General features: G+C 53.4%; 15 protein-coding genes. 1 reads left to right on the plus strand and 14 read right to left on the minus strand.

Translation table 11 applies throughout. The features are described from left to right. Positions 1-134 precede the first annotated feature (134 nt). The 14 genes from G006_RS0113785 to G006_RS0113855 all read right to left on the minus strand — a co-directional run bounded on the left by G006_RS0113785 (position 135) and on the right by G006_RS0113855 (position 24,798). A complete protein-coding gene (locus tag G006_RS0113785) occupies positions 135-1,367 on the minus strand; it encodes a PepSY-associated TM helix domain-containing protein (RefSeq protein WP_020483784.1) in 1,233 nt (410 codons plus the stop codon). Positions 1,368-1,511: 144 nt separating this feature from the next. Next, positions 1,512-4,028: a TonB-dependent siderophore receptor gene (locus tag G006_RS0113790; RefSeq protein WP_020483785.1), complete on the minus strand. Its 2,517-nt coding sequence runs from the start codon at positions 4,026-4,028 to the stop codon at positions 1,512-1,514. 215 nt (positions 4,029-4,243) lie between these two features. After that, positions 4,244-5,242 carry a FecR family protein gene (locus G006_RS0113795; RefSeq protein WP_327036690.1) on the minus strand — a complete coding sequence of 333 codons (999 nt, stop codon included), beginning with the start codon at positions 5,240-5,242 and terminating at the stop codon, positions 4,244-4,246. A gap of 121 nt (positions 5,243-5,363) precedes the next feature. Then, a complete protein-coding gene (locus G006_RS0113805) occupies positions 5,364-5,879 on the minus strand; it encodes an RNA polymerase sigma factor (RefSeq protein WP_020483788.1) in 516 nt (171 codons plus the stop codon). Positions 5,880-6,040: 161 nt separating this feature from the next. Further along, positions 6,041-7,291 carry a dicarboxylate/amino acid:cation symporter gene (locus G006_RS0113810; RefSeq protein ID WP_020483789.1) on the minus strand — a complete coding sequence of 417 codons (1,251 nt, stop codon included), beginning with the start codon at positions 7,289-7,291 and terminating at the stop codon, positions 6,041-6,043. Positions 7,292-7,427: 136 nt separating this feature from the next. Beyond that, a complete protein-coding gene (locus tag G006_RS0113815) occupies positions 7,428-8,255 on the minus strand; it encodes a hypothetical protein (RefSeq protein WP_020483790.1) in 828 nt (275 codons plus the stop codon). Positions 8,256-8,426: 171 nt separating this feature from the next. Further along, positions 8,427-13,310 (minus strand): MG2 domain-containing protein, encoded by a 4,884-nt coding sequence (locus G006_RS0113820; protein WP_020483791.1) that lies wholly within the window; start codon positions 13,308-13,310, stop codon positions 8,427-8,429. A gap of 201 nt (positions 13,311-13,511) precedes the next feature. Further along, on the minus strand, positions 13,512-14,549 hold the full coding sequence (locus G006_RS0113825) for a PDDEXK nuclease domain-containing protein (protein ID WP_020483792.1): 1,038 nt from the start codon (positions 14,547-14,549) through the stop codon (positions 13,512-13,514). Next, positions 14,550-17,879 (minus strand): DEAD/DEAH box helicase, encoded by a 3,330-nt coding sequence (locus G006_RS0113830; RefSeq protein ID WP_020483793.1) that lies wholly within the window; start codon positions 17,877-17,879, stop codon positions 14,550-14,552. It abuts the gene before it with no gap. Between the two features lie 2 nt (positions 17,880-17,881). Beyond that, the gene (locus tag G006_RS27135; RefSeq protein WP_020483794.1) at positions 17,882-18,655 is read right to left on the minus strand and encodes a hypothetical protein; all 774 of its coding nucleotides are present in this window, start codon (positions 18,653-18,655) and stop codon (positions 17,882-17,884) included. A gap of 26 nt (positions 18,656-18,681) precedes the next feature. After that, positions 18,682-18,825 carry a hypothetical protein gene (locus G006_RS28870; RefSeq protein WP_200860436.1) on the minus strand — a complete coding sequence of 48 codons (144 nt, stop codon included), beginning with the start codon at positions 18,823-18,825 and terminating at the stop codon, positions 18,682-18,684. 253 nt (positions 18,826-19,078) lie between these two features. After that, entirely contained in the window at positions 19,079-20,758 is a 1,680-nt protein-coding gene (locus G006_RS0113845) for a hypothetical protein (protein ID WP_020483796.1), read from the minus strand. Further along, complete coding sequence (locus G006_RS29170) at positions 20,728-22,500, minus strand: DUF1175 family protein (protein ID WP_020483797.1); 1,773 nt, start codon at positions 22,498-22,500, stop codon at positions 20,728-20,730. Before G006_RS29170 ends, G006_RS0113845 begins: the two co-directional genes overlap by 31 nt. A 132-nt stretch (positions 22,501-22,632) precedes the next feature. Then, on the minus strand, positions 22,633-24,798 hold the full coding sequence (locus G006_RS0113855; RefSeq protein WP_020483798.1) for a zeta toxin family protein: 2,166 nt from the start codon (positions 24,796-24,798) through the stop codon (positions 22,633-22,635). A gap of 324 nt (positions 24,799-25,122) precedes the next feature. On the opposite strand from G006_RS0113855, the gene glyQ reads away from it, so the two are divergent. Beyond that, positions 25,123-26,037 (plus strand): glycine--tRNA ligase subunit alpha, encoded by a 915-nt coding sequence (gene glyQ / locus G006_RS0113870; RefSeq protein ID WP_020483801.1) that lies wholly within the window; start codon positions 25,123-25,125, stop codon positions 26,035-26,037. Position 26,038 lies beyond the last annotated feature (1 nt).

Here is a 26,038-nt window from a genome sequence, read left to right on the forward strand (position 1 = left end):
AGGGCTGCACTGATGCCTGCAAGTGTGTTATTACCAGCTTACCGCTGGCGAATGACGTTTGACCAGTTCAATTGAAATCGGATATCTGACTGGTTAATACTCTCAACATAGTCTAAAAATACCCAATGGACCTTTTAAGATCCTTCCCGCAAAACCGCTTTGTGCAGTCTCGCCCTACGCTTTTTCAGCCAGATCACGACACCGGTCACCGATAACATCACTATCGCCAAACCCAGCACGCAGACGAAAATCCGATACGGCATGCCAAACACATCGCCCATGTGCAAGGCCGCCAGCCAGCTGGTGACGGTATTGCCGGCATATTGGCCGGTGGGCAGTATCAGCAGTTTCTGAGCGCCGGAGCTGGCATCAATGACCATTCGGGTACTGCCGTGCTTTTCCTCGACGTCCGCGCTACTGCGTACGTTATACACATAAAAGCCCTTGGCTGGATTGTAACGGAAGCCTTGCTGAGATTCGATAGTAAACCCTTGTTGGCGGGCTGCCTGATCCATCAAATCAACGGCGATGCGGTAAGCATCTGTCCAAGCGACAGGCGGTTGCTCAAGCGGTTTGTCCAGATCGGGAAAATCGATCCACGGTTCGTGATAATCGGTGAATACCGCACGGGTGACCGGCGCGTAAACCGTATCGGATAGATTCATATACACACTGGACCAGGCAAACACCAATAACATGGCCCATAGCCACAATCCGCCGGCCCGATGCAGATCGAAATTTACCCGAAAACCTGAACCGTGCCACTTGATGAGCCAGGCCGGCGCCCAGCGCCGCCAGAACGAACGTTGTTCGCCGCGCAGCGCAGCAACTTTGGATTTTTTGCTTACCGGCAGGGTTAGATAAAACCCCACAAAACAATCCAGCGTCCACACTAAGGCGGTAATGCCCAAGATCCAGCCACCGATTTCTTCCAGCGCCAGCGCATAATGCAACTTGTAGACGAAGGGCATCAGGTTGATCCAGCCTTCGGAAATCGCGCCCCAAGTGCGGCGGCCCAGTTCTTCGCCGGTGTAGGGATTCAGAATCAGTTGCGTAAAGCCAAGTTCGTAAGGCTTACCGCTAGCCGGATCGATACGCGGCGCCACATCGAGATGCGCGGCATCGTGTTCCAGCCAGATCGAATTGATACTGCCCTGCGGAACCAACAGTTCGGCCTTGGCTTTTAGCAACGACGGGCTCAAGCGCGGTAAAGACGATGCTGGCGCCGATAGCTGCGGACTGATCAAATGCTCCAGTTCGCTATAAAACGCCAACAGACTGCCGGTGAGGCCGACGATGATCAAAAACACCGTCATCGCCAGACCGGCATAACGGTGCACCAATACCCAAAAGGGACGAATTTTCATAACGGCTCCAGGATTTCCAAGTCAAGCCGGCAAAGTACCGGCCATCATCGGATAAGACGTATGAGTCAGCGAAATTCCCACCGGCCTAGTCAAAGAAACCTTAGGATCGGAGTTGGAAGCCCCGATCCGCTATTGCGTTTGGAATCAAAACTCCACCCGCACCGAACCTAAAAACGTCAACGGTTCGCCGGGGCGAATATTCAGCCGATTGCTGGAATGGTCGTAATAGGTTTTGTCGAGTAAGTTGTAGACATTGAGTTGCGGGGTGATTTTGGTGCCACCGTGTTTGAAACTGTAACTAATGCTGGCATCCCAACGCGCATAACCGGGCAATTGAAAGCTGTTGGCGTTGTCGCCTTGCCGCTGACCGCGAACATAAACGCCCGTGCCAAAGTTCAAACCTCGCAAAAATCCACCGTCGATATCGTATTTTGCCCAGAGGCTTCCGGAATGACGCGGCACCGATGCAAGTTGGTGGCCGGTATTGCCGGCATTGGTGCCTATGGGATTGAAGTCGGCATCGTAGACCGTGCCGCTGTCCTTGGTGACTTTGGTATCGGTATAGGCATAGGTGCCTATCAAACTTAAGTTCTCGGTCACCCTGCCGGTTATGTCGAGCTCCACGCCGCGGCTGCGGGCTTCGCCGACGGCAACGCTGTATAGGGGGTTATTCGGGTCGGTGGCCAGCGAATTTTGTTTGGTTATATGGTAATACGCCAACGTCGAACTCAGCCGGCCATCGAAAAACTCGGTTTTGATGCCGCCTTCGAATTGTGTCGCAGTCTGCGGTCCGAATGGTTGGCCGGAGGCGGAAAGCCCACCGTTATTGCTGCCGATCGATTCGACGTAATTGCCGTATAGCGCCAGCCACTGCCAAGGTTGATAGAGAATGCCGACGCGAGGGCTGAAAAATTCGCTACGGGTATTTTTCATCGAGATTGCGGCATGCGAATTCGACGATTCGCCGCTACCATTTTCCGCCCAGTCGTGGCGGCCGCCGCCCAGAATATGCAGTTTGTCCCACAGCGTAATTTGGTCCTGAAAATAGACGCCGTACCAGTTATCTTGGGATTTATAGTAAAAGTTCTTCGCGCCGGCCAGCGCCGACAGATCGACGCCGTACGCCGGGTTGTTGATATTGATGTCCAGGTCCGTATAAGTATCGGCATAGCCCGAAAATCCGCCGCCGTCCTGACTGTTAAAACGATTTAAATCGAAGCCGACCAGTACGTCATGGTGTGCAAATCCGGTGTCGAACTTGCCGGTCAAATCCAGATTGGTACTGTAAGTCATCCGGTGTATGGGGGTATGCCACAAGCCGCGAGAAAGCGTTTGATTGTCATCCGCCAGGCTATCCGCCCAGAGTATCGATTGATGGTATTGCGCGTCGATGTATTGGAAGCGGTTTTTCAGTTTCCAGTCTTGGTTGAACTGATACGACCAATCGAAACCCAACAGCACCTTATCCTGAGTATTCGGGTTTTGGCGATTGAACACCGCATCGCCCAGATAGCGATTGATCGGAAGATTGGCCGGACGATTGCCGATAGCCGGTATGCCGCTATCGCTGCCGTCTTCCACCCAGGTATCGTGCTGATATTCGATGTCGAGATTGGTTTCGAAACGGTCGTTAGGACGCCAACTTAACGAAGGTGCTACGAATACATGCTCCTGATGCGCGAAATCGCGAAAGGTATCGTTGTCTTTGTATGCGATATTCATCCGGTACAACAGCGATTTATCCGCCAATAGCGGTCCCGTCGCATCGACCGTGGTGCGGTAGAGGTCGTAAGAGCCGAATTGTTGTTGTACGGAATAATAAGGCGTGTCGAGCGGACGCTTGGGAGCCAGGTTGACCAAGCCGCCGGGCTCGATGCGGCCGAATAAGATCGATGCCGGCCCTTTCAGGACCTCCACCCGATCCAGATTGGCCGTTTCCAGATGGGTAATATAAGGTTGGCGCAGCCCGTTACGATAAGTACTTTGCCCGGCATCGAAGCCGCGGATCGTAGCATTGTCGTAAAAACTATAGCCCCCCGATTGCACGCCGCTGACGTTTTTCAACGCATCGCCGACCGAAATCGCTTGTTGATCGTCCAGCACCGCGCGCGGGATCACTTGGATCGACATCGGCGTTTCAATGATGGGGGTATCGGTTTTGGTCGCGGTACTGGCGATGGGACGATTGTAGTCGCGGCTATAAGGATCGGTGAGATCATACGCAGCCGTACCTGCCACCGTCACCGTCGGCAAGGTATTGGCACCAGACTGCGGCTCGGATGCGGCGGCTTTTTCCAAAGTCACCGTGCCGTTGCGGCTGGATTGCACCGCCACGCCCGTACCCGCCAGCAATTTCCGTAAAGCCTGCTCCGGCGCATATTGGCCGGATACGCCAGGAGAGATAACACCGGTGGTCAATTTACCGTCGGCCACCACTTGAATGCCGGATTTCAGCGAAAACTCCACCAAGGCCTTGTCCAGAGTCTGCGAGCGAATCCGGTAGTCGGCCGTTTGTTCTGCCTGGGCTGTCGAGGCCGGTTCTACAGCGTGCGCGGCATGGGATGCCGCCAGCGAAAGTAGCAACAGGCCGCCGGGCAGCCGCGCAGGTGTTTTGGACTTGCGCCGTGGCAAGCGGGTGGCGATAGGTCGTTGATCAGGCATTTATATCTCCGCAAGATAAATCGTCGTCAGGGTTGCTGGGCAATTCGGCCCATTAACCATCAAGGACGATAGCTTGTGAAAAATCCCTGGGGAGAACTGAAAAAATTATTCAAGGCGGATAGGCATGATCGAAATTATCTGCGATAGACAGGAAAACCTCCGTTGATCGGCACTTATTGTAGATGTGCGTGATTCTGCGCCTACGGCAGAACTTTTTATCCCAGCAACACCCAATAATCGGCAATGCGCCGGGCCCGAATCCCAAAGGTTTGTTCCAGTGCGGATACCGCATCGTCCAACTTGCCGATATTAAACACCGCCGTGATCGGCCGATTCTCCAACTGCCGGTCTGTGATGATCAAACGGCCAGGGCGATAACGATTGATTTGCGCCACCACCTCGGCCAGCGGCGCTTGCACGAAGACCATTTGCCCTTGGCGCCAGGCCAATTCGCGCGGTATGTCGGCCGTTTGCTTGGCGGAGAGCCGGGCGCCTCGATAATGCGCCGACTCGCCGGGCGTCAAGGGCGTGATCTGGTCGGGATGGCTTTCGGTGCTGGTTTCCACCCGGCCCTCGGCGACAGTGACCGCAACATCTTCCGAACGGCGGCCGACGCTGAACGCGGTGCCGGTGACTCGGGCGCGGGCGTCGCCGGCCACCACCCAAAAAGGCCGTTGCGGCGCGTGTGCCACTTCGAAAAACGCTTCACCGCGCAGCAGCGTAACCCGGCGTTGAGCGGGGGTCATTTCGATGCCGACCGCGCTGTCGGTATTCAACAGCATCCGGGAGCCGTCGGTCAACGTCACTAGGCGCTGTTCGCCGGTGGCGGTGTGATAATCGCTTTGCAGGTTTTGCACGAGTGCCGGTTGCAGGAGCACGGCGATCAAGCCCACACAAGCCGCCACGGCGGCCGCTACGCCAGCGGTTCGCCGGCCTCGAGGATGCTTGGTGGTGGTTGCCGAGTTGGCGGTTAAGGGTGCTTCGGCTTGCCGGCGAACGGCCTTGGCGGGGGCTTCCAAATCCGCGAACAACGCTTGCACCGTGTCCCAGGCCTCGGCATGCAAGGGGCTGGCGGCCAGCCACCCGGCAAACCGCTCTCGCTCAGCAGCATCGACATCGTCCGCGCGCAGCCGAAAAAACCAGGCATTGGCTTCGGTAAAGATGCTGTCGGAAGAGGATGCAATCGGGTTAATGGCGGGACTCCGGGTAGTCAGCGGCTAAAAGCTCGGTTGAGCGCGATTGTAAAGCAAAGCCCGAGCCGGTTCGACCAGGTATATCGTTAGCATGGGATGCTTGAATGTGGGGCGGCTGCGCCGAGTGCTGTTTATACAGCGCTCAAGTATTGGTCAAAAAACTTCGGCACAGCAGCAGCGCTTGGCGCAGATGATATTCGACGGTGCGCTCGGAAATATCCAGTCGCGCGGCGATCTGTTTGTAGCTCAGTTCGTCGGCGCGGTATAACAGAAAAATTTCCCTGGTTCTGTCCGGCAAGCTGGCGATGGCTTGTTGCAATTGTTCTCCCAGATATTGCCTGGCGACGATGTCTTCCGTGTGGGGTTTCGAGTCGGCGATGTCGGTATCCAGCGGCACCATCTCGCGATGTTGCTCGCGTTTGATACCGCGCAGATGGTCACGCGCCAGATTGGCGGCGATGGTAAACATGAAGGCATTCAGATCCAGAATGTGTCGTGGCTCTTGTTTCAAAAACCGTAGATAGGTTTCCTGCGCCAGTTCCTCGGCCACTTCCCGCGAGCGGACCTGCCAATACAGATATTTTTGCAGTTGCGGGTGGCTGGCGTGAAAAAAATCGGCCAATTCCTGACTGGTGGCGGTGTTGTGTGGTTGAGTCATGCCAAATCGAATTCATGCAAGAACCCTTTTTTCAGCAAGCCACATGCCATAGAGGCGAAATGCCGGCAATATGGGGTGCTCGGGTAGCCGGGGTCGTTGAATTGGGGCTAAAAACTAAGGCATATGACTGATATTATGCGCGATATGACATAGTTATTTTGTTAGGTTCGCTGCTGTTCGGGTTGGTCGACCAAGGCTGCAATCACCAAATCGCCGCTAACATTTAAAGTGGTGCGGCACATATCCAGGAAACGATCCACGCCCAAAATCAAGCCCATGCCTTCGGGCGGAATCCCGACTTGTTGCGTCAAAATCATGATCAATGGCAACGAGCCGCCCGGCACGCCAGCGGTGCCGATGCCGGCCAGGATAGACATCAACACCACCTGTACCTGCTGCCCCAGCGACAAATCCACGCCGTAGACCTGCGCCAGAAATAACACGGTGATGCCTTCGAACAATGCCGTGCCGTTCTGATTGGCGGTGGAGCCTATCGTCAACACAAAGCGCGCCACTTCCGGCCGCAGCTTTAAATCCTGTTCCGCTAGTTCCAGCGAGCGCGGCAAGGTGGCGTTGGAAGAGGCGGTGGCGAAGGCGTAGAGATAGACATCCCGGCATTGCCGAAAAAAACTCAGCGGCTTGATCCGGGTGAAAAAGCGCAGCAGCATGCTGTAGACCACCATTTGCTGTAGCAGCAGCCCGCTCACCACCACCAGTACGTAAAACCCCAAGGAAAACAAAATGTGATGCCCGAATTTGAAGGTCGATTGAAACACCAGCGCAAATACCGCAATCGGCGCCAGCTTCATCGCAGTATCGACGACCAGCAGACAGGCTGCATAGGTTTCTTCCAATAAGCCGACCCAGCGCGAGGGCTTGTCGCCATTAGTCGCCGCCAGTGCCGCACCAAAGGCCAACGAGAAAAACATCAACGACAGCATCTCGCCTTCCAGAGCCTGGGTAGCGCTGGCGAACGGATTTTTCGGGATGATCTCTAACAAGGATTGCACCACCGGCTTCGCTTGGGCGACGTTTTGCTGGATTTTATTCACGCCGCCGTTATCGCCCAACATCTGCGAAATATCCAGCCCCACCCCAGGCTGCGCCAGATTGACCAGTGAAACCCCCACCGCCACCGACGCCGAACTGGCCAATAGGGTAAAAAACAAAGTACGCTGGGCCACCCGCGCCAAACCATGATGATTACTGAGTTGATACACACCGAGCATCAAACCGCTCATCACCATCGGCACCACGATCATGAAAATCAGCCGCAAAAAGATTTGGCCGATGGGCTCCATCAAGTAGCGGTTGAAAATCTGCAATGCCTCTCTGTCGGCATAGCCATGACAGATCAAACCGGCGCAAGCACCCAGCACTAAACTCAGTAGCAATTTGTGATGATTTTTCATGGGGTTATTGAACAAGTCAGCAGGGATGGCTTGATCTTAGGGGTTTTGCGGAGACTTTGCTTGATTTATCGCCGCTAGGCTTTATTCATCGGTTGATAATGCATTGGTTGCATCACGATTATATCGATATAGTGGCTTATCGGATTGGATCAAGTGGTTTCAATACCCCAATTTTTCGTTTTATTATTTGAATACCGTTATCCGGCGGAGAGGATTCGACCATCAATGAAGTTATCGTATTGTCATCAACTGAGTACACTGCACTAATTATTTTGTCATTATAGAACCTTAAGTAGGCAATATTTGGATTAGTTTTGCTGACAAAAAAAGAATCCTGCTCAATTGCTGTTCTTTTGCCAAACCCATAAGCTGAAAGGATCAGTGTATAGACTAAAAACACTAGTATTCCGATGTTATGGTATTTGATCCCATAAGAATTTAATATGTTCTGAACGATATTTGAGCTACCTTTAAACTTTTGCTTCTCTTGTTCATTTTCATGCTTTATCTGCTCGACGTAGCTAATGCTCTTGTCTTTTCGAAACACCGGCAGAATTAGATACACTAAAGTATCAATAAGACAAATAAAGATAATTGGAACAACATCTTTCCATTGCTTAAATCCGAAAGAAATCAAGGATATTAGTAGCAAAAAATACATTGGGATAAGCCTAAAAAACACGATCTCTTCTACCGGATGTTTGGCAACATCAATCTTGCCAAACATTAAAAATAGCCCTTGAAAAATTCCAATAAAAATAATTAAAAAAGACAAAGATGCGACTATCGAGCTGAAAATATTAAATGCAGATACTGATATTAACTCGAGCGGTATATTGAAATATGTATTGTATCCAACTTCATATGCTGCCGCTATCGCATAGGATATTATGGGAATTAATGAAAGAAACAACGTTTCTGATATGACATTTTTAAATTGTATTTTTTTAGAATCTGTATCCATGGTTATTTTTTATTTGAGAATAATACCGAAGCCAAGCAGCGCATAGGATGGGTTGAGCGACAGCGAAACCCTTCAAATAACACCACAACAAACCAGATGGGTTTCGGCTTCCGCCTCTACCCATCCTACCAACCCTAAATGCGAAAGGCGGATCGCCTAACGGCACCCGCATTATTTAACACCCACCCTTCCCGCCAAACTATTCCCCTGCACCGCCTCGTTATACATATCAAAACCAGTCGCCGGCGGAATCGCGGCGTTGCCGGCTCTGGCGACGCGCCAAACTTGATATAAGGTCAGTTCGCCGCCAGCTTGCAATTTGGCAACACGGACGATGCGGTCCGGGTAGCGTTGGGTTTCCTTGATGTTGGCCCAGTAGCTGTCATCCTTAGGCTGGATTTTGGCGTCGGCCAAAAAGGTTTCATCGTTTTCCTGGCCTTCCGCCAAACTGGGGATACCGTCTTCGATGACCACATACTCGCTACCGGGCGCTGGCCGACCGGCACCGGCGCTTCGTTTAACGCGCACCTCGCTGACCACCACATCGCCGGGTGTCAAGGCTTGGCTCATGTTGATCAACTCGCTGCCCTTCGCGGTGATGCGGCGGAAGCTGCGTTGCACCTCCAGACCGGCGGCACGAGCGGCGACGGCTTGATACGGCACTTCAACAGCGACTGTGGTGTTGGCGATTTCGTCGGCATTGAGCTCAGCCAGATGAATTTCGCTAAGATCCGGGCTATCGCCAAAGCGGTTGAAGCTGCCCAGATAACCGCCGGGGATGCGTTGCAATGCGCCCAGCGCAAAACCGTCTTTGCTGCTGACCGAAATGCTGCGGGCGTTCTGCTTGGCCGCTGCCGCTGCTTCCTTAGATAACAATTCGCGGCTGTTGAAGATCACCTGCGCGGTATCGTAAGTCGATTGCCAGTAGCCGTTTTGCTGGGTTTGCAACAGCCAGCGTTTCAGTTTGGCTTCCAATGCCGGCGGCAAGGCCTGCGCATCGTTTAACGCGCCCAAACCTGCCGAAATCAGGCTGGGCATACCAAACCCAAAGCCCAAGCTGTTATACAACTCGCCGCGCTGTTGCTGATAGTTCGCTGGATCAAGCGCGTCCAGTGCCAGTTGCAAGCGCTTTATCAAATCAGTTTTCAGCTGTGGCCGGTCTTTGAATTGCTGGTTAAAGCTATGCCAGTTTTGATTTTCGTAAGCCTTGACGATACGAAGCGCGGCTATCAGATCACTCGCCTCGGCATGGACATTGGCAAGCAGTTTTTCGACAAAATCAGCCTGCTGCTGCCACGGTGCGTTGTAAGCATAACCAACCGTCGCGAAGCCGCTCAACACGAAACTATCCGCCGCGGCGTTGCTCTCGGCGTGATTGTTCAGCCAATCCATGCCTTTGAAATAGGCGTTATTCACGCCTTCTACTTGCAAGTCGTTGGCGTATTTCAAGGCTTGCAGGGCAATCAAGGTCACCGGCACCGTGGCTTCGCTATCGCTGGGCCACAAAGCAAAACCGCCATCGGCTTTTTGATTTTGAATCAGTTTACGCACACCCGAGGCCGCGTTCTGCTTGGCGCGTTGCAAGGTGTTTTTCAGCGGCCCCAATTGCTCGGGTTTAAGGCCGGCGCGCTCGATCAAATCCAGCAACACCAGATTCGGCACGGTGCTGTGCGCCAACTGCTCGGTGCAACCGTAAGGATATTGCACCAGCATGGAGGCCGCTTGGAGGGCGGCCCCGAGCAGACCGGAATTGACCCGTACCGTTACTTGCCGAGGCTGGAATTGCGCGGGCAAATCGACGCGCAGCAGCTTGTCCTGCTGAACGCTGCTATAAACCTGCGGCAGCGCGGCGGCTTTTAACGGAATTTCGAACTCTTCGGCACCGCCTACCCGCACCCCAGCCGGCGCAGTCAACTCCACCTTCAGTGCCGGCGCACCTTGCCGATTGTTGGCGCTTAAACGTAACGGCCACAGTTGCTCAGCTTTCGCAGCCAATTCGGCTTGGGGTGCGGTTTCGCCGCTTTGCAACGGCAAGGTGTCCGGCAAGCTGATGCTACCGGTCAATTTCACTGGCTGGGCCAAGTGATTGGTCAATTTGACTGCCACGTCCACCTCGTCGCCCTGCCGCAAAAATTGCGGGCCGACCATGTCCACCGCTACATCGGTGACGCTGCGGAACTGGCCGGTGGTTTCGCCGATGCGGCCCTCCTTATCGCTGGCGACCGCCGTGACCAGCCATTCGGTGACATTGGCCGGCATATCGACGTCGATAGTGGCATTGCCTTTCGCGTCGGTGACCACATGCGGAAACCAGCCGGCGGTATCGCGCATGGCTTTTTTCGCCAATTTGCTTTGGCTCTTCAACGCGCTGAGCGAGAAATTGGGTTTGCGCAGCAAGTCTGCGTAGCCGTAGCCTTGCAGATCGTCGGAATAGAAAGTCGCTAAATTGCTGCGTTGCAGCGGATAAAAAAAGTCGAAAATGCCGGGACGGAATTCGGCTTGCACCGCATACACGGCACGGTCAACGATGGACACCGCGATTTCGGTATTCGCTGCCGGGCTGCCATCGGCGCGTTTGACTTGCAGCTTGATTTTGATGGGTTTCAGCGGCTCGGTTTCGGCTTTTTCCGGTTCGATAGCAATCTGCAATCGCTTTTCCCACGGCACGATTCTAAAGCCCAGGGTTTGTTCCTTATACTTGCCGCCGGCCACCGGCACGGTCACGGTGTGGTAAAAACCGGTGCCGTATTCGGGTTTGGCGGTCACTTCAAACCAGCGGCTGCGGCCTTGGGCTGACGCGCTGCGGCTGTCGAACAAACGCGCGCCGGCCACGGTTTCCCAAATCGCGCCGCTCTCATTATTGCCCCAGGCCTTGGGCAATAAGGCAAACACCCTGGCTTGCTCGCCGGGGCTGAGGATGGTGGTCGGCGTGTACAGCTCCAGTTCCGGATTATCGGCTACCGCTTCACCGCCGCTGCCGGCGACGATTAAGGTGCTGGGTTGGGAACTGGCCGGATGGTTCAAGTTACGGCCATCCAGACTTTCCAAGCGCGCCACAGCGGTGAGCCGGCCAAATTCTTTCAAGGCCGGGATGGTGAGCTTTTGCTGACCGCGCTCGTCGGTCGCGAAATCCAGTTTCACCAGGCTGCGTTTGTCGCTGCCGGGTTGTTCCAGCATCACATCGATCACGCCGCCGGCTTTGGCGGCCGGTTTGCCGTCGGCATAGCTGGATTGCAACAGCAATTGCAAATCCTGATCGCCAACCGCCGCCACGGTTTTGTTAAAGCGCACAGCCGGTTGCGCTTCGGATAAGGTGGCGTAGATGCTGTCGGTCAAAATCGCATTGCCGCCGGCCGCGTCCTGAGCTCGCACCATTAAAGAATAAATCCATTCCTGATCCGGCTTTTCCTGGTCGGCGGCCGGCACGGTAAACTCGAAACTGCCGTCGCCACTTTCATCCAGCTTGGCGGCGGTTTCCCAAGGGTTGCTGGCATCGACGGCCTGGCGCTCTTCGATAGAGCTGTACAACCGTTGCGGTTGAGTCAATGGTGCGGCGGATTTGACCTGGCCGAAATAGTCATTGCCGGCGGCTAAACCCGCGCCGGCTTCGGTGACAAATTGTGGGGCTTCGAACTTTTTCCGGTACAGAAACACTTCGAATTTGACGTTCTGCGGCACGCCTCCGCTGTAGCGTTTGGCGCGGAATTTTAATTTAAACGGCTGACCGGCCTGCACGATCGGGCTGCGGTCCAGCCATTCCAGGTAAAACGTGGGCTTGATGTAATCGCGCACCCGAAACTCGCCACCGTAGGCTTTGTGGTCGATCTCTGCCAACAAGCGATACAAGCCCGGCGTCTGGCTGGGATCGAGATCGAAACTGCCGGAAAACGAACCGAAATCGGTAAGCTGAGTTTGGCCTTGCAAGCCGGTAGCATTGCCGTCGGCGCGAATCAGCGACACATCGGTTTGTTTGGATTGAAACGCCGGAATCCGCAACTGTCCATCCTGTAAATTGCGCACGATGCCTTTGTAATAAAAAGTCTCGCCGGGCTTGAAGATAGGCCGGTCGGTCATCACGAATACCGCGTCGTCCTTGGCTTGCGTCGGCAGAAAATCGGTAGCCGTCAGCGCGGTGCGCGCCGCTTCGCCAGGCTTGGCAGCCGGCGCATCCACTCGCACCAACAATTTGCCGTCCAACACCCCATCCGGACTGTTAAAGCTCAGTTCGCCGGCGGCGTTGGTGCTGGCCGGCAAGGTTTGCCAGCGGCCACGGCCATCGCGGTAACTGACTTTGGCGCCAGCCAGCGGTTGTAAATCGCGGTTCATGGCCCGCACCAGCAGTTGCTCGCTGGATTGCTTGACCTGCACCGCCAGGCTGCTGACCTGGATCAGACATTGCGCTTCGTTCTTGCCTTGCACCGCTTGCAGCAAATAAATCCCGTCCGGCAATGGGTCGAGCGCCACTTGTCTAACCTTGTAGCGATGCTCGCTCCACGTATCTTCGTTAAACCACCAGCCCAGATCGTGAGTTTGCTGACCGTTGCGCAGCAAATCCAGATAGCTCTCTTTCACCACCGTAAACCCTTTGGGCGGCGCGACTAAAACCTGCTGCGGCACCGACACCAGCGGCTTTTCTGTGACGGTGAGCACCGAGCCGCTGAAATTGGTTTCTTTCAAAGACTTGCGAAACTCGACATCTAGCATGCCGCGCAACAACTTCAACGGCGATTGCGCATTGTTCAGACCCTTCGCGAAATAGTGGCCAGGATTCAGCTCGCTGACCGGTTGCTCGTAACTGCGGCTGACGTTGAACTGGCCATCCAGAAAGCTTTCCAGGTTATTGGCTTTTAGCACCCGGATCAGCATGGGTTGGTCGGTGAGGGTGTAATCGAGGCGGATATTGGGGGCTTCGGTGTTGGTGAAACTGCGTTCGGCGGTTAAATAAAATGGGCTGCCGGCGAGAACACAAGATGGCGCGATTAACAACAGCAACAACCCGCCAGTAGCAAGTATTGCCAAAGATTTACGCGCGAGTGCGCTCATAAAATTGTGCATGTGCCCGTCTCCCGTTTAATGATTTTTAATGTACTGGATTCCTTTGCCTAACCCGAGACGCTCATGGTGCTCGTTGCTCGCTGTAGAATAGCCGCTTATGGACGGAAATAAACACTCATCATCAATTCCGACCGGATGAATACACTGGATTCGCCAGCTCAAGCCGATATAAATTCGTGGCACGGCTTGCGTTGATTTTTTTTACGTTAATTCCCCCAACTCCTGTTCTATCTGTTCGATGCTAGGTAAATTGGATTCCAGTTCCGCCGGCAATGCGTCCACTATTTGATACTCCGCCACGCCGATCGGCTTGTTGGTATCGCGCAAAGCGTATTCGGCCACGACCCGGTTTTGGGTTTTACACAACAGTAAACCGATGGTTGGGCCGTCGTGCTCTGATTTGAGTTGTGCGTCTACCGCCGTCAGGTAAAAACTCAATTGCCCGGCGTGCTCCGGCCTGAAGGCACCGGTCTTGAGTTCCACCACCACATAACAACGTAATTTCAGGTGATAAAACAGCAGGTCGATGAAGAAATCGTCACCGCCTATTTCCAGATGGTATTGCCGGCCGACAAAGGCAAAACCGGCGCCAAGTTCGATCAGAAAACGGGTGATATGCTGAACTAGCGCGTTTTCGATTTCCCGCTCGTCGGCTTCCTGGCCGATGCCGAGAAAATCGAACAGGTAAGGGTCTTTCAAGGATTCGCGGGCCAAATCCGAATGGGGCTTTGGTAAATTGACTTCGAAATTAGTGACCGCATTGCCTTCCCGTTCCAGTAAACGGGTTTCGATGTGGATGTTCAACACATTACGCGACCAACCATTTTCGATAGCTCTTTCGGCATAGCGTTTGCGACTATCCATATCTTTTAATTTGCTGAGTAACACCAAGTTGTGGCCCCAGGGTAATCGTCCAACAAGCTGTTGGACAATTTCGACGTCAGGCCAAGCTTCCGCGAAAGCGCGCATGTACATCAAATTGGCACGAGAAAAGCCTTTCATATCCGGAAACGCGGTGCGCAAATCGTGTGCAAGCCGTTCGATTACCTTGGCCCCCCAGCCTTGTTGCGCTTGCCGCTCCAGTATGTCGCGGCCGATTTGCCAATACAGCAGAATCAATTCACGGTTGACGGATAATGCCGCGCGTTGCTGGGTGGAATGGATACGGGTTTTGAGTTCGGTTAGCCAGGCGGCGTAGCCGTTTGGAGTGTCGATCAGGGAAATGGAATCGGGGCTCATTCAAACCTCGCCCATCAAGTTGCGAATCAAGCGCCTACGAGCTTCGATATCCGGTTCGTCTTGCCAAGATGGAAGTTGCCCGATAACAATTTCGTTGAAAATTTGATGGATTCGTACCCGAGGGTAAAGGCCCGGTGCCAGGCGTCGTAGGTACCAGAAGAGGAGTAATTTATCTGGGTCGTCAAAACCTTCCCTCGCACAGCCTGCAATTAATCGAAGCCAGGATAATAATGTTGGTGAGGCCTTTTCGGAGTACTTACGCTCAAATACTTGGGCGACTAATGAAACGCCATAGCCTAAGCCGCCAGCAGCCTGGAGCGCAAATCGACGTCCCAACTGTATCGCTTTTACGTGCCCTTTTGCCCCCCGGTGGGCGTGAAGAAAATTTCCAATCACATTTAGCGGTTGACCCGATAGCCACTGTGGCAGTACATCTTGTAGAGCATTCTGCCAACGCTGCTCCCATGCACGAACATCTTCTATATACACAGTTTGCCCATTTATGGTCTGACTGCGTCTTGGCATTATTCGACTGAGATCAGAGGATTGAGGATCAACAAAGCCAAATAACATTCCTGGGTATCCGAGTAGAAGCTGAATATGATAATCAAGCAAATTCTTGAAGGACCAAACATCAAAAGCATCTACCTCAGGTAAAGAAGCTGCCAGGGTTGCGAGGGTTACGGGCGATAGTCCGGCTTGGGTGGCCAGTTCAATCCAAGCTTCAGTATCAAGTTGGTTCGTATTAGCCGCGTTATCTATTTCTGCGGCTACTGTTTTGAGTAGCAAAGCTTGCGCTTCTAACCTTTGGTCACGTTCTGAACGCAAAGCATTTCCTAATGTAGCGCCGAGTAATTTCCGGAGAGTATTGTCATCAACTCCACCAATCTTACGGACTAAATATTCACCAACATCTGAATCAACACCGGCCGTTGCAATCCGATCAATCACTTGGGTTATAGGGTCAACAATATCTAAACATTGGTCAGGTGATCCAAACAACTTCATCACATGTTCTAATCCATCGGGAAATGTGATCTGACCGCTACTGTTTCGACCAACCGAAAAGACTTTACCGGGAAGGTCTATAACGATCCCATGAGCATAATGTCCAGCCCTTCCGGCTCGGCCTGCAGCATTGAGAAGCTCATGAACGGCTAATGTTTCCGAACCGTCAGCCGTCCACCGATCATCGCCCGCAATGATGACTGCTTCTGCAGGCAGATTAATCCCTTGTGCGACTGTTGGCGTGGCAACCAGAGCTAGCAATCCATCGTTTCGACGAAACGCCGACTCCATAGCAAGCCGTTCAGGCAATAGAAGCAAGCCATGGTGTAAACCAACTCGCTGTAGGACTGGACGCTCCACCAAGTTGGTGTCGCCTAATTCTATCGAAGCCGCAATGAATAGGGCTTCTTCATTCGGCTGTAACATGACTGGACCTATGCCCACCTTTTCCAATTCGGCGGCTCCGTGCTCGGCAATCGTACTCGTCCAATCAATATTTTGGCTGAACACTATAGGGCGCATTCCGGCAAGCGCCGTTGCTCCAAGAAGCTTTCCTCCTATCTCGTTTTTATTTGCTGAAAGTCCCCAGTAATTATTTACACCTAGCGACACGCTTTCCGGAAGCAAAGGAAATTTTGCAAAAGTACTTGCCGTATTCCAAACCTGTGTATGGCAAAAGAGCCCGACAGGAGTAGCCGTAATGCCCCTTTTGTCCGCGACTCCTGGCTTTTTACCCGGTTTTGTTAACTGCCTTCTTTTAAGCTCCGCTTTGAGTGAAGACACTTGAGTATCTTCGTAAGCCACCACACCTCGCACTTGACGTGTTGGCTTCCATCCGAGATCAAGCACCCTTGCCGGTCTCTGCGTTATGGTTTCAAGCCACTGCCCCAGTTCACCACCATTGCGGACCATGGCGGAAATTAAAATGATGTCGGAAGTTGGAGAACGCTGAAGTAGCGACAATAATGCCCACATGGCATCGACAGCCCGACGCCCAGGAAGACGAGACGAACCATCGGCATTTGGACGTTCGCAGAGCTGATGGCACTCATCAACAACAATCAAACCAATATTGCTATGACCATCTGGATCATGCGTCAGATAGGCCAAGCATTGTTCTGGCGTTTGGACAAATACTTTTCCTTCGGCTAATTCCCCAAAATCTTCGAGAAATCTTCCTAGCACGACATCACGAGCTATAGGCCGAACGGTACGGGAAATTTCATTAGCCACTTGATCGACGAGCGCTCTTGTTGGTGCCAAGTAGACAACCGTTCTCCCTCTTATCAATTCAGTAGCGATTCGAAGTTCGGTAATCGTCGTCTTGCCTGCCCCCGTAGGAAAAGTAAGTACAAATGAAGTGCCGCTTTCAAGAAATCCCTCATCGATGGCTTTTATGTGATTACGCCAAAGAAACGGCCGTTGAGCAGCGAGGTGGCTTGTGAGATTTGACCATGTCGCACCATCAGTACCAGTTGGTGGATTTGTTGCGGTAACGGCAGAGTTAAGCAACGCTTCAGTCGCTCCAGAAAGAAGCTTGGCAAGATGGTATGGACCTGCTAACTGAAGCTGGAGTCTTACTGTTGTATTTCCAATATACAATGATTGATTAGCACTCGATAACCGCTGAATAACATCGTGGATTACTACAATAGGATTTTCCGCCGCCAATCCAAGGACTGTTTTTGCAATCATTTGAACAGCACGGGCAAGCGATTGCCATATAACATCGGCAGCTACATCCAAATAATCTCTATCGATTCTCTGCACTGTGACCAGCGGCATATTGGCAATTTGGCGAAGACTTTGCCCGTTTCCAGATGCAAGCGCAGCTATAAAATCGAGCAATTGTTCACATACAGGACTAGTATTTTCCTTATTGAATGCCTTGGCTGTTTCTGCGGCATCAGCTTGATGTCCGCCAATTAGGAAAAGTAACGCCGCAGCGACTTCAGGAGCTACTGAATATGGAGACAACGAAGGTAACGATTGCTGATTTTCTAAAAGTTTTACCTGTATGCGCTCAGCTTGATTCAGCGTGAAATGAGCCGATCCAGCTACAAAAGCGCAGGATGGGCGATGATTATCATCCTCGGGCAGGAATATCGTAAGACCTTCGTAAGTTTCAGCTATGCGCCGTAGTTCGAAAATCATGCTCTGCCAATTAGCAGGTATTTCTTCAGTACCAATTTTCACTGCACCAAGGCGAGCAGAGACTACGCTTGCATAGGCTTGCGTAAGTTGTTGAGGAAGTTTTTCTAAATCCAAGCCTTCAAGAGGAACAGCGAATTGGATGAAACTGGTTGTTTCAGCATCAAACATCGCTAAGCTCCTTGGGCAAACTTACGAAGTTCGATTTCAGTTTTTTCGGCAAAGGTTGTCATCCAGTCCCGCATTGACGGCAACGTTGTAGTTTCGCCCCTACGCATTTCATTGTCGCCTTTGACAATTTCCTCGAAGCCTTTGAATAACTTAGATGTACGCTTATTAGGTTCAACGGTAACACGCACACGATAACGGCGTTTACCATTCCAAGAGATACCGCGAATTAGATTTTGAGCCTCGGTACTGGAAATACCACCAGTGCCTAGAGTTGCAATTATGTTTGAGCGCAGTTCGTCCCGTCGTCCCCCCTGTTCATACTCCTTAATTTCAGGCCAAACCTCATCTCGAACCATATCGCGAGGATTCTCTGTTGCCTTATCTTCGCAGATCGTTAAAGCAACTACCGCATCGGTCGAACGATGGACAACGATGCTGTCCTGACCTTTCGCAGAACCCTGCGAGTGTGGAAGCGCCACAAGATCGTCGTCTTGCAAGTCAAGATGGGCAGCGAGCCACATCATCAGTTGAAACAGGAACCCATCGCGATGGTAAATAACTGTCGGGTGGAGGCGACGTTGGATGATATCTTCAATTTCGTCTTGGTCAAATTGGGCAGTGTCCTCTGAAAAAGTATTTCCAGTCACTAAATTACGAGCCATGTCGTATTCTTGAATAAGAACTAAAGCAATTGTCTTGGCTAATGAGTCGATATCGGTAATATCAAACTCTATTCCCTGGCAATAATCGTCATCGATTTCATTGAGAGAAAGCAAAAAATACTCCCTTATCCAATCCTAGTTTAGTAAACGGCATGTCTGAAGCTGTAAGCATTTAGGCACCTATGTAGAGCATGTCTACGGAAATAGCGACGCGGCAGGTTGTATTTGAAATCGTCCAGCGTGGCATCGGCACGCTCCATGTGGCTATCGATGATTTCCGCCATGTTTTGCCGCTGCAATTCCGGATAGAGTCAATTGAGGCTTTCGTAAAGGCATTTGGCTGACGGTGATGATGATGGTTTATGCGGCGCAGTCCGCGCACGTCTTTCCGGCATTTATTCATGAATTCCCGAACGATGGCGTCGTTGGTACCGGGTTGACACGGGCTTATTTCCGGCATTCAAAGTGTTCTTCCTGAGTATTTATCGACAACCTTATTGGGTTGAAGCTTAACCGTCTATATTACGGAACATAATTCTATTGGGATACTAACTTCCCTTCCAGCTTTGCCCCTGCAGAAGCATTCTCAACCCGCCCGGCATAACTCAAAATCGGTAAGCCATAAAACAATTTATCCCCCTCCTGCCGCATGGCGGCCTTGGCGGCTTCATAGTCTTGTTGCCAGCGCGGGGCAAATTCATTGGCTTCCTGCGCATTACCGGCGCCGCCAGCCAAGATTAGTTCGCGCACCGCCGCGCCGGGGTTGACGAAAGCGGTCAGTTGCGCGGATTGCCAGCGTGGTTTTTCGATGCCGCGTTGCCAATCCAAGGGGCTTAAGGACTGCTTGTTGCAGGCGTCTTTCATCCGCGTCAACAGACTTTCCGAGCTGGCCGCCAGGAACAAACTGCCGCCGGCGCATTCCGCGCCCAAGTCCGGGTTTTTTAAATATTGCGCATACGCGGCGCTGGCTTGCGGCTGTTGGGGATTGGCGACGATGATGCCCACCGCGCCGGTCGGGCTGTCGGCGGTGAAATCCCAAACCAAACCCACGCCTGCCGGTTCCGCACCGGGCGGCTGGGTAGAGGGGCCGTTGGCCGCCAGTGTTTGCCAGTCTTCTGTCGTTAAATCAGGCGATAAGGCCAGGCTGGCAGCGACGCCGGCAAAGGCATCATGCGGGATGCTGGCTAAAACGCCTTCAAACAATTGTCCGTGTAACTGGCTTTGCCAAGCCGCCGCCGGCAGATTCAAGGTACCCAGTTGGCCGTCTTTCAACGCAAAATCCCATTGCAGCGGATACGTCGCCGCGCCGGTCAGCACCGGCAGCAAATTATCGATAAAGGCTTCGGATCGCAGCGTTAAACTCAAGGGTGCAGCGCTACGGCGGCTTTGCGGGGCGATGCTGTCGATCACGTTCAATAACGCTTCCAGGCTTTGCGCCAGATAAATCCGCTCGCGGAACTGGGTAAAAAACAGTTTTTGCAAACCAATCCGGGCTTCCAGGATAGGTTCCGGCAGTTTGTTGAGACGATAGCCGCTGGTTGCCAAGATGCCGGCCAAGGCGGGCATGGCTTGATCGGCAAACTGGCTGTCGCTGCGCGAGTAGCTGATGACCCAGCCCTGGCTGGCATGGGCCATGTCGAAATGCAGCTCGGCATTGGCGGCGACGGCATCGCGCAGCAGTTGCGCTAGAAACTCGCCTTGCAGGCCTTCCAAATTGAGTTGCTCGGCTTTGACTTTCAGGCTTTGCAACAAACCGAAAAACAAACCTTGCACAAAGCGATTGCCGAGCAAGCTTTGGACTTGCGGCTGCGCATCCCACCAGTTTAAAAACGCTTCGCCCTCATTGAAGTTCAAGGTAAAAGCTACCGGATGTTTCTTTACATACCAGGTCGCCTGCTTCGGACAATCGGCCGGGCGCTGTACGGTGGCGTCCATCGTGGTGCTTGAGCCGACATCGCCGCCGGTCAAGGTCGGGCAATGGTCGTCGCCGGCGGGCACCTCGTCGTTGCTGCCGACCAGGGAAGTTCCGGCGTCCAAGTTGTTATTAGCCGAATCGCGCAATTTCACGGTCAAATCCAGCAAGGGCAACCCCGTGCGCATCAAGCGGCTCAAGGGTTGCCGGGAATAATCCTGATAAGCAACGATGCCAACGGTAGCGGTCAGCACCGCCGCCGAGGCAATCACGGTCAGGCGTTTTGCGGGGCTAAGCGGTTCCATTCGTACACTCCAAGGAAATAGGGGTTTTCAGCGCGGGGGACCCACACCGGATCGGGCGATTGCAATAATTCGGCGACGCTGACCACGCGCACTTGAGCGTCGGCGCCCTGGGCGCCGTTGTGGTACACCGCCAGATTTTCCGGATGGCCAGCGGCGAACAGCATCAGGTGATAGGGTTCGTCGTTGACCAGGGGTTTTTGATAAACCAACAGATCGCCGCTTTGCGCAGACGCCAAGTCGCGGGATTTCAAGCGAAAGTTGTAGCCAATCAGGGTTTCCGCGTCGGCGAAATGGCCGTAGCGCGGTTGACCGTTATTCAAGCCGGTTTGCCAGATTTGCGGATAGTCCGGCATGGTTTTGCGAGCCTGCTCGGATAAAGGCGGCAATTTCAGTTTAGGCGGCACACCGAGTTTGGCGGTGCGGGTCGCATCGCGTGGTTCCAGCGCGGTGCGGTAAGCAAATCTCACCAGACCGGCGCAGTCGCGTTGCTTGGGTTCCCAGAGCGGGCTAAGTTTGCGGGCTTGCAGCAAGGCTACGTCGGTGACGACTTTGCGCAGAGCTTCGGCATCTTGTGCCGGCAAGTAAGTTTGCCTGTTTAAATGCTCCACACCACCGCCGTCTTTAGGCTGCTGTGACAGCCCCCTCTCCCCTCGGGAGAGGGTTGGGGTGAGGGAGATCAAATGAGGTAAGGCTTTTATTTGCAAACCCTCACCCTGCCCTCTCCCGGGGGGAGAGGGTTCTATTTTAGCTTGTGCGGCAAGCCCTTCTGCAGCAACAGAGGGAGTTGCGTTATTTCCCGATGCAGAAGGCTCCAGGTAACCCAATTCTGCCGCGCTGTCCTCGGCTTCACCTTCCCGCTTGGGTTCGTGTTTGATGTATTCCTTTACTTCTATTGGCATATCCCGTTCGGCATCCTGCCCCGGCACATAGATTTTCGCCGGCTGGCGATTGCCTTGGATCACTACATACGCCAGGGTTTTGGTTTCGCCGGGCCTGGCCAGCGGTTTTTGCACCCGGCGCCGACTCTCGGAGGGCAAACCTTCGTCGAGAATGATATCCAGGTTCGCAAGGGTATGCTGCACCGCACCACCCGGCCAGTAGTTCGTGTCGATGCGGAACACGCCGAGCGGCGGGGCCGGATGCACATACAGATAAGGTCCGTAGCCGGGCTGATCGAAGTTGTCGCCGTTTTGATTTAAGAAAAAGATGCCTCCGCTGTTGGAATTGGTATCTGCCCAATAGACGTGACTGCTGTCCGGCTCGTAGATATGCAAATCGGTGTAGACGCCGTCGCTATCACTGGTTAGCACCACTTTCAAACCTATCGAAGAAATCACCGCATCGACTGTGGTGGACGCCTTGGCGAGGCCGGCGCTGTTGGCGCATTCGGCGATCACGGTATTTTTGCCCTTGGCGGCCGGAAATGCACGGGAAAAGCTGCCGTTGGCATTGCGCACGTAGTAACGCACGCCGTTGATATTGACGACGATTGGATCGGCGCTTGGGTCGGAACAAGTGCCGGCCACGGTAATCTGCAAGCCGCTGGTCCAGCCGCCAGCCGGCTTGCTAAGCGTCAGCTGCGGAGGCTCGGCGGGACTGGTCGATGCCGGGTGTTGCTGGCCGCGTCTGGCCAGAATGTCCGGGTCGTCGCTAGGCGCAGCGCGGCTTTGAGCCGATAAAGCCAACAGCACGGCGGCAATACCGCCCAACCAGCGGATATCGAACAAGAGGGGTGTCCGCATCAAGGCCTCCATCGGGCTACCGGATTTAGTAAGTGTTGGAAATGTAGCAAGCAAATCGGCTAACGGCAAATCTGCTGGACCGCTTCTCAGAATCTGATTTGTCGTGGCCCAAAATTTTGCGAGTCTATTTATTCATTCGACGCTGCCCTGCAAGCGGGTAATCGACGCATCCTTGGCTTGCGGATCGACATGAAACGCCAGCGCCACCGGTTTATGTAACAAGCCTTCCTCGCCGGAGGCGTTGGGGTTGAGTTGGCGTTTTTCCACAAAATCGATCATGCGTCTGAGGTGATAAACCAGTAATACGCGATTAGTTTCACTGCCTTTGTAGATTAAATACCCCACATTGTCTTCGCTTAAATCCGGATTGCGGGCAATCAGCGCTGAGAGTTGCACATCGCAAGCGCCGGCTAGGTTTTTCAACACCGAATCCGGGTGCTGGCGAATCAATTGCTGTAGATGCGCGACCAAGTTGCCGGCCAGTTGCTGCTGTTGCAGTTGTTCCAGTTCCGTATCGCTGCACAAAAAGCTTTCCGCGACCAAATAGTGCCGGTCGCGCTCACCATCGTTGGCAAACAAGGAGATTTTCGCTACCGCCTTGTCCTCCAAGGCATTGAGAAACTCTTGCGGCGAACGAATGTGTTTATCGATGGTTACCACCCACGGCAAGGCGCGACCCGTCGCTTCAAAGCGCGATTTGACGCTGCCGATCACGCCGGAGCGCGACAATTCCAATTCACGACCCACCGGCTTGACCAAAAAGGCATCGACCGCGGCAATCTGAGTGCGAAAGCCGGCGGCCTGGAAGTGTTTAATCGCGGTTGAATAGCGCGGCGAATAGGGAATACCGGTGCCATCGTAGAGTATATTGATCCGCAGCTCGCGAGCTTGTTGCGCCACCAAATCGCGCAGACGGTTGGCGAAGGGTTCGACGTAAACGTAGTCGTCGCTGTGGTGATTTGCGGCGGTCAGCAAGCGGTATAGATCGCTGAGCTTTCTGAATTCATCCAGAGAGGCAATGACAAAATTGTCGCCGCACAGCGCCGTGGCGATTTCCTCGACCGCGGTTTTGCCGGCACCGGCGCCGCCCATGCTCATCAGAAAATGCGGTTGGTCCACCGGAGTTTTACCGGCAAAAATCGCGTCCCTGGCCGCGATTAAAATGCGGGTGATCTTGGCTAAACGCTCGTAGGCAATTTCCACGGTGCGCCGCAAGCGCACTTCGTTACGGGCGGCGACCAGCATTTTTTGTTTCAGGGCTTCGTTGTCCGCCAATAAAAATAGATTGGCTTGCTCGCCTGCGCATTGCTTCAATAAATCCATCAATTCGGCTTGGCTGGGGGAACGCAGGCCGGTGAGCATGTTGACATCCAAGCAGAACAAGGGCGCAACGCCGTCTTCACGAATCGGGATTGCGTCGATCTCAAGTTTGCCCGGGGCGCGCAAATCTTCAGTACCCGGCAGATAGCCGATGATGTGCTCGGACACGCTCAAAGGATTGTCGGCAAAATGCTGGCCGGCAATCAGTTGTTCGGCGGTAATACTGCTCAGCGGCACCAGGCCGCCGGTCACCGTCACCAAACATTCAACGCTGTCGGCGGTGATGTGCGACAGAAACGGAATACCCAGCAAAAAGCGTTTATTTTCCGGCCATTTGCCGTAGCGGTTGGCTTGGTTGTGCAGACTTTTAATCCGTCGCGGATCCAGGGCGTGGGCAAAGGCGCGGCTCAACGCCCGATGTTGGCTACCGTGATCGTGCAGCACCAAAGCATCATCGGCAGTGAGACGGCGAAAGTCGATACCTTGTTCGTACACGGCCTTGAAGGCCGGCAAATTACCGAGCGTGGAGATGAAAAAATCCAGTGTCATGCGATTGCCGTAGCCAAAAGGCCGAATCACCCGCAGAGAATGGTAAAAGCTGGCCAGTCGTTCCGCGATGTCCTCACTGTGGATGACAAAGCCGTTGTTATCGAAAATCGCCGTGTCGGAGTTGCTGTCGCCATCCAACACCAATCTCTCGATAGCCACGCGAAACTGCTTGCGCTTATCGGCATCCGGCATCGTGCCGGGCCGGTGCGTGACTGTGGGCTGCTCCTTCCAGTCGCTGAACATCTCGCGATGAATGCGCGAGTATAAGCCGGTCATATAAGTGACGCGCTTGGTCTGGTCGTGCGAGACAGTGATTTCGAGTTCTTGCAGCAAGGTCGACAATAATCCGGCACCTTGAGCAATAGCTAACGCGGTACGCAGGCGTTTTAGCGGTCGGTAACCGGGAATGTGCCGGCAGGGGTTTTGCATGATCCACCCTCTTATTTTTATAGTTATTATTTTCTGGGAGAAAGATCTTAACTGGTTATTGACGGAGAAGGAATATTGGCTGAATGTCTTTCAACGGAGAACCGCTATTGTTGGCAGCTGAGTAAGTCCGTTGCGTTGCGGTATGGCGATCCGGCGTATGACGACGCTAGTGGGGATTCGGTACATCGATGCACAGATGATTCTGCTTGCCTGTAGCGATGTTAGCGGGCTTGGGCAGGATTCTTTAAAGCCCCTTGACGCCTGTCTGGCGAGCGCTTTTCAGGTACAATAAACTCATTTTTTATCTATCAAGTGGCTCCCGACGTGTCGAATAGCAAAAACGATGTCTCTACTTTTCAGGGCCTGATTCTGACCTTGCAGGAATACTGGTCGAATCAGGGTTGTGTGTTATTGCAGCCTTTGGATCAGGAAGTCGGCGCCGGCACTTTCCACCCCGCCACTTTCTTGCGCGCCATCGGTCCGGAGCCATGGAACAGCGCTTACGTGCAACCTTCGCGCCGTCCGACCGATGGCCGTTACGGTGAAAACCCCAACCGCTTGCAGCACTATTACCAGTTTCAGGTAATCATGAAGCCGTCGCCGGATAATATCCAGGAATTGTATCTGGGGTCTTTGCGGCATTTGGGCCTGGATTTGTTGGAACACGACATTCGTTTTGTGGAAGACAATTGGGAGTCGCCAACGCTGGGCGCCTGGGGGCTGGGTTGGGAAGTGTGGCTTAACGGTATGGAAGTCACCCAATTTACCTACTTTCAACAAGTCGGCGGCCTGGAATGCCGGCCGGTAAGTGGAGAGATTACCTATGGCCTGGAGCGGATCGCGATGTATCTGCAAGGTGTGGAAAGCGTCTACGATTTGGTCTGGACCCGTGGCCCGCAAGGCGTGGTGACCTATGGCGACGTGTTCCATCAAAATGAAGTGGAAATGTCGGAGTTCAACTTCGATCACGCCAATGTCGAATTCCTGTTCCAATGCTTTGATACCTACGAGCGCGAATGCCTGATGCTGCTGGAAAAAAACCTGCCGCTGCCTGCTTACGAAATGGTGTTGAAAGCTTCCCACTCCTTTAACCTGCTCGATGCCCGTCACGCCATCTCGGTTACCGAGCGCCAACGTTACATATTACGGGTACGCAACATGGCCAAGTCGGTCGCCGAAGCCTATTACAACCGCCGGGAAGCGTTGGGCTTTCCGATTCTCGCTAGACAGGGAGCGTAAC

The sequence above is a fragment of the Methylomonas sp. MK1 genome (assembly GCF_000365425.1).
Taxonomy (GTDB): domain Bacteria; phylum Pseudomonadota; class Gammaproteobacteria; order Methylococcales; family Methylomonadaceae; genus Methylomonas.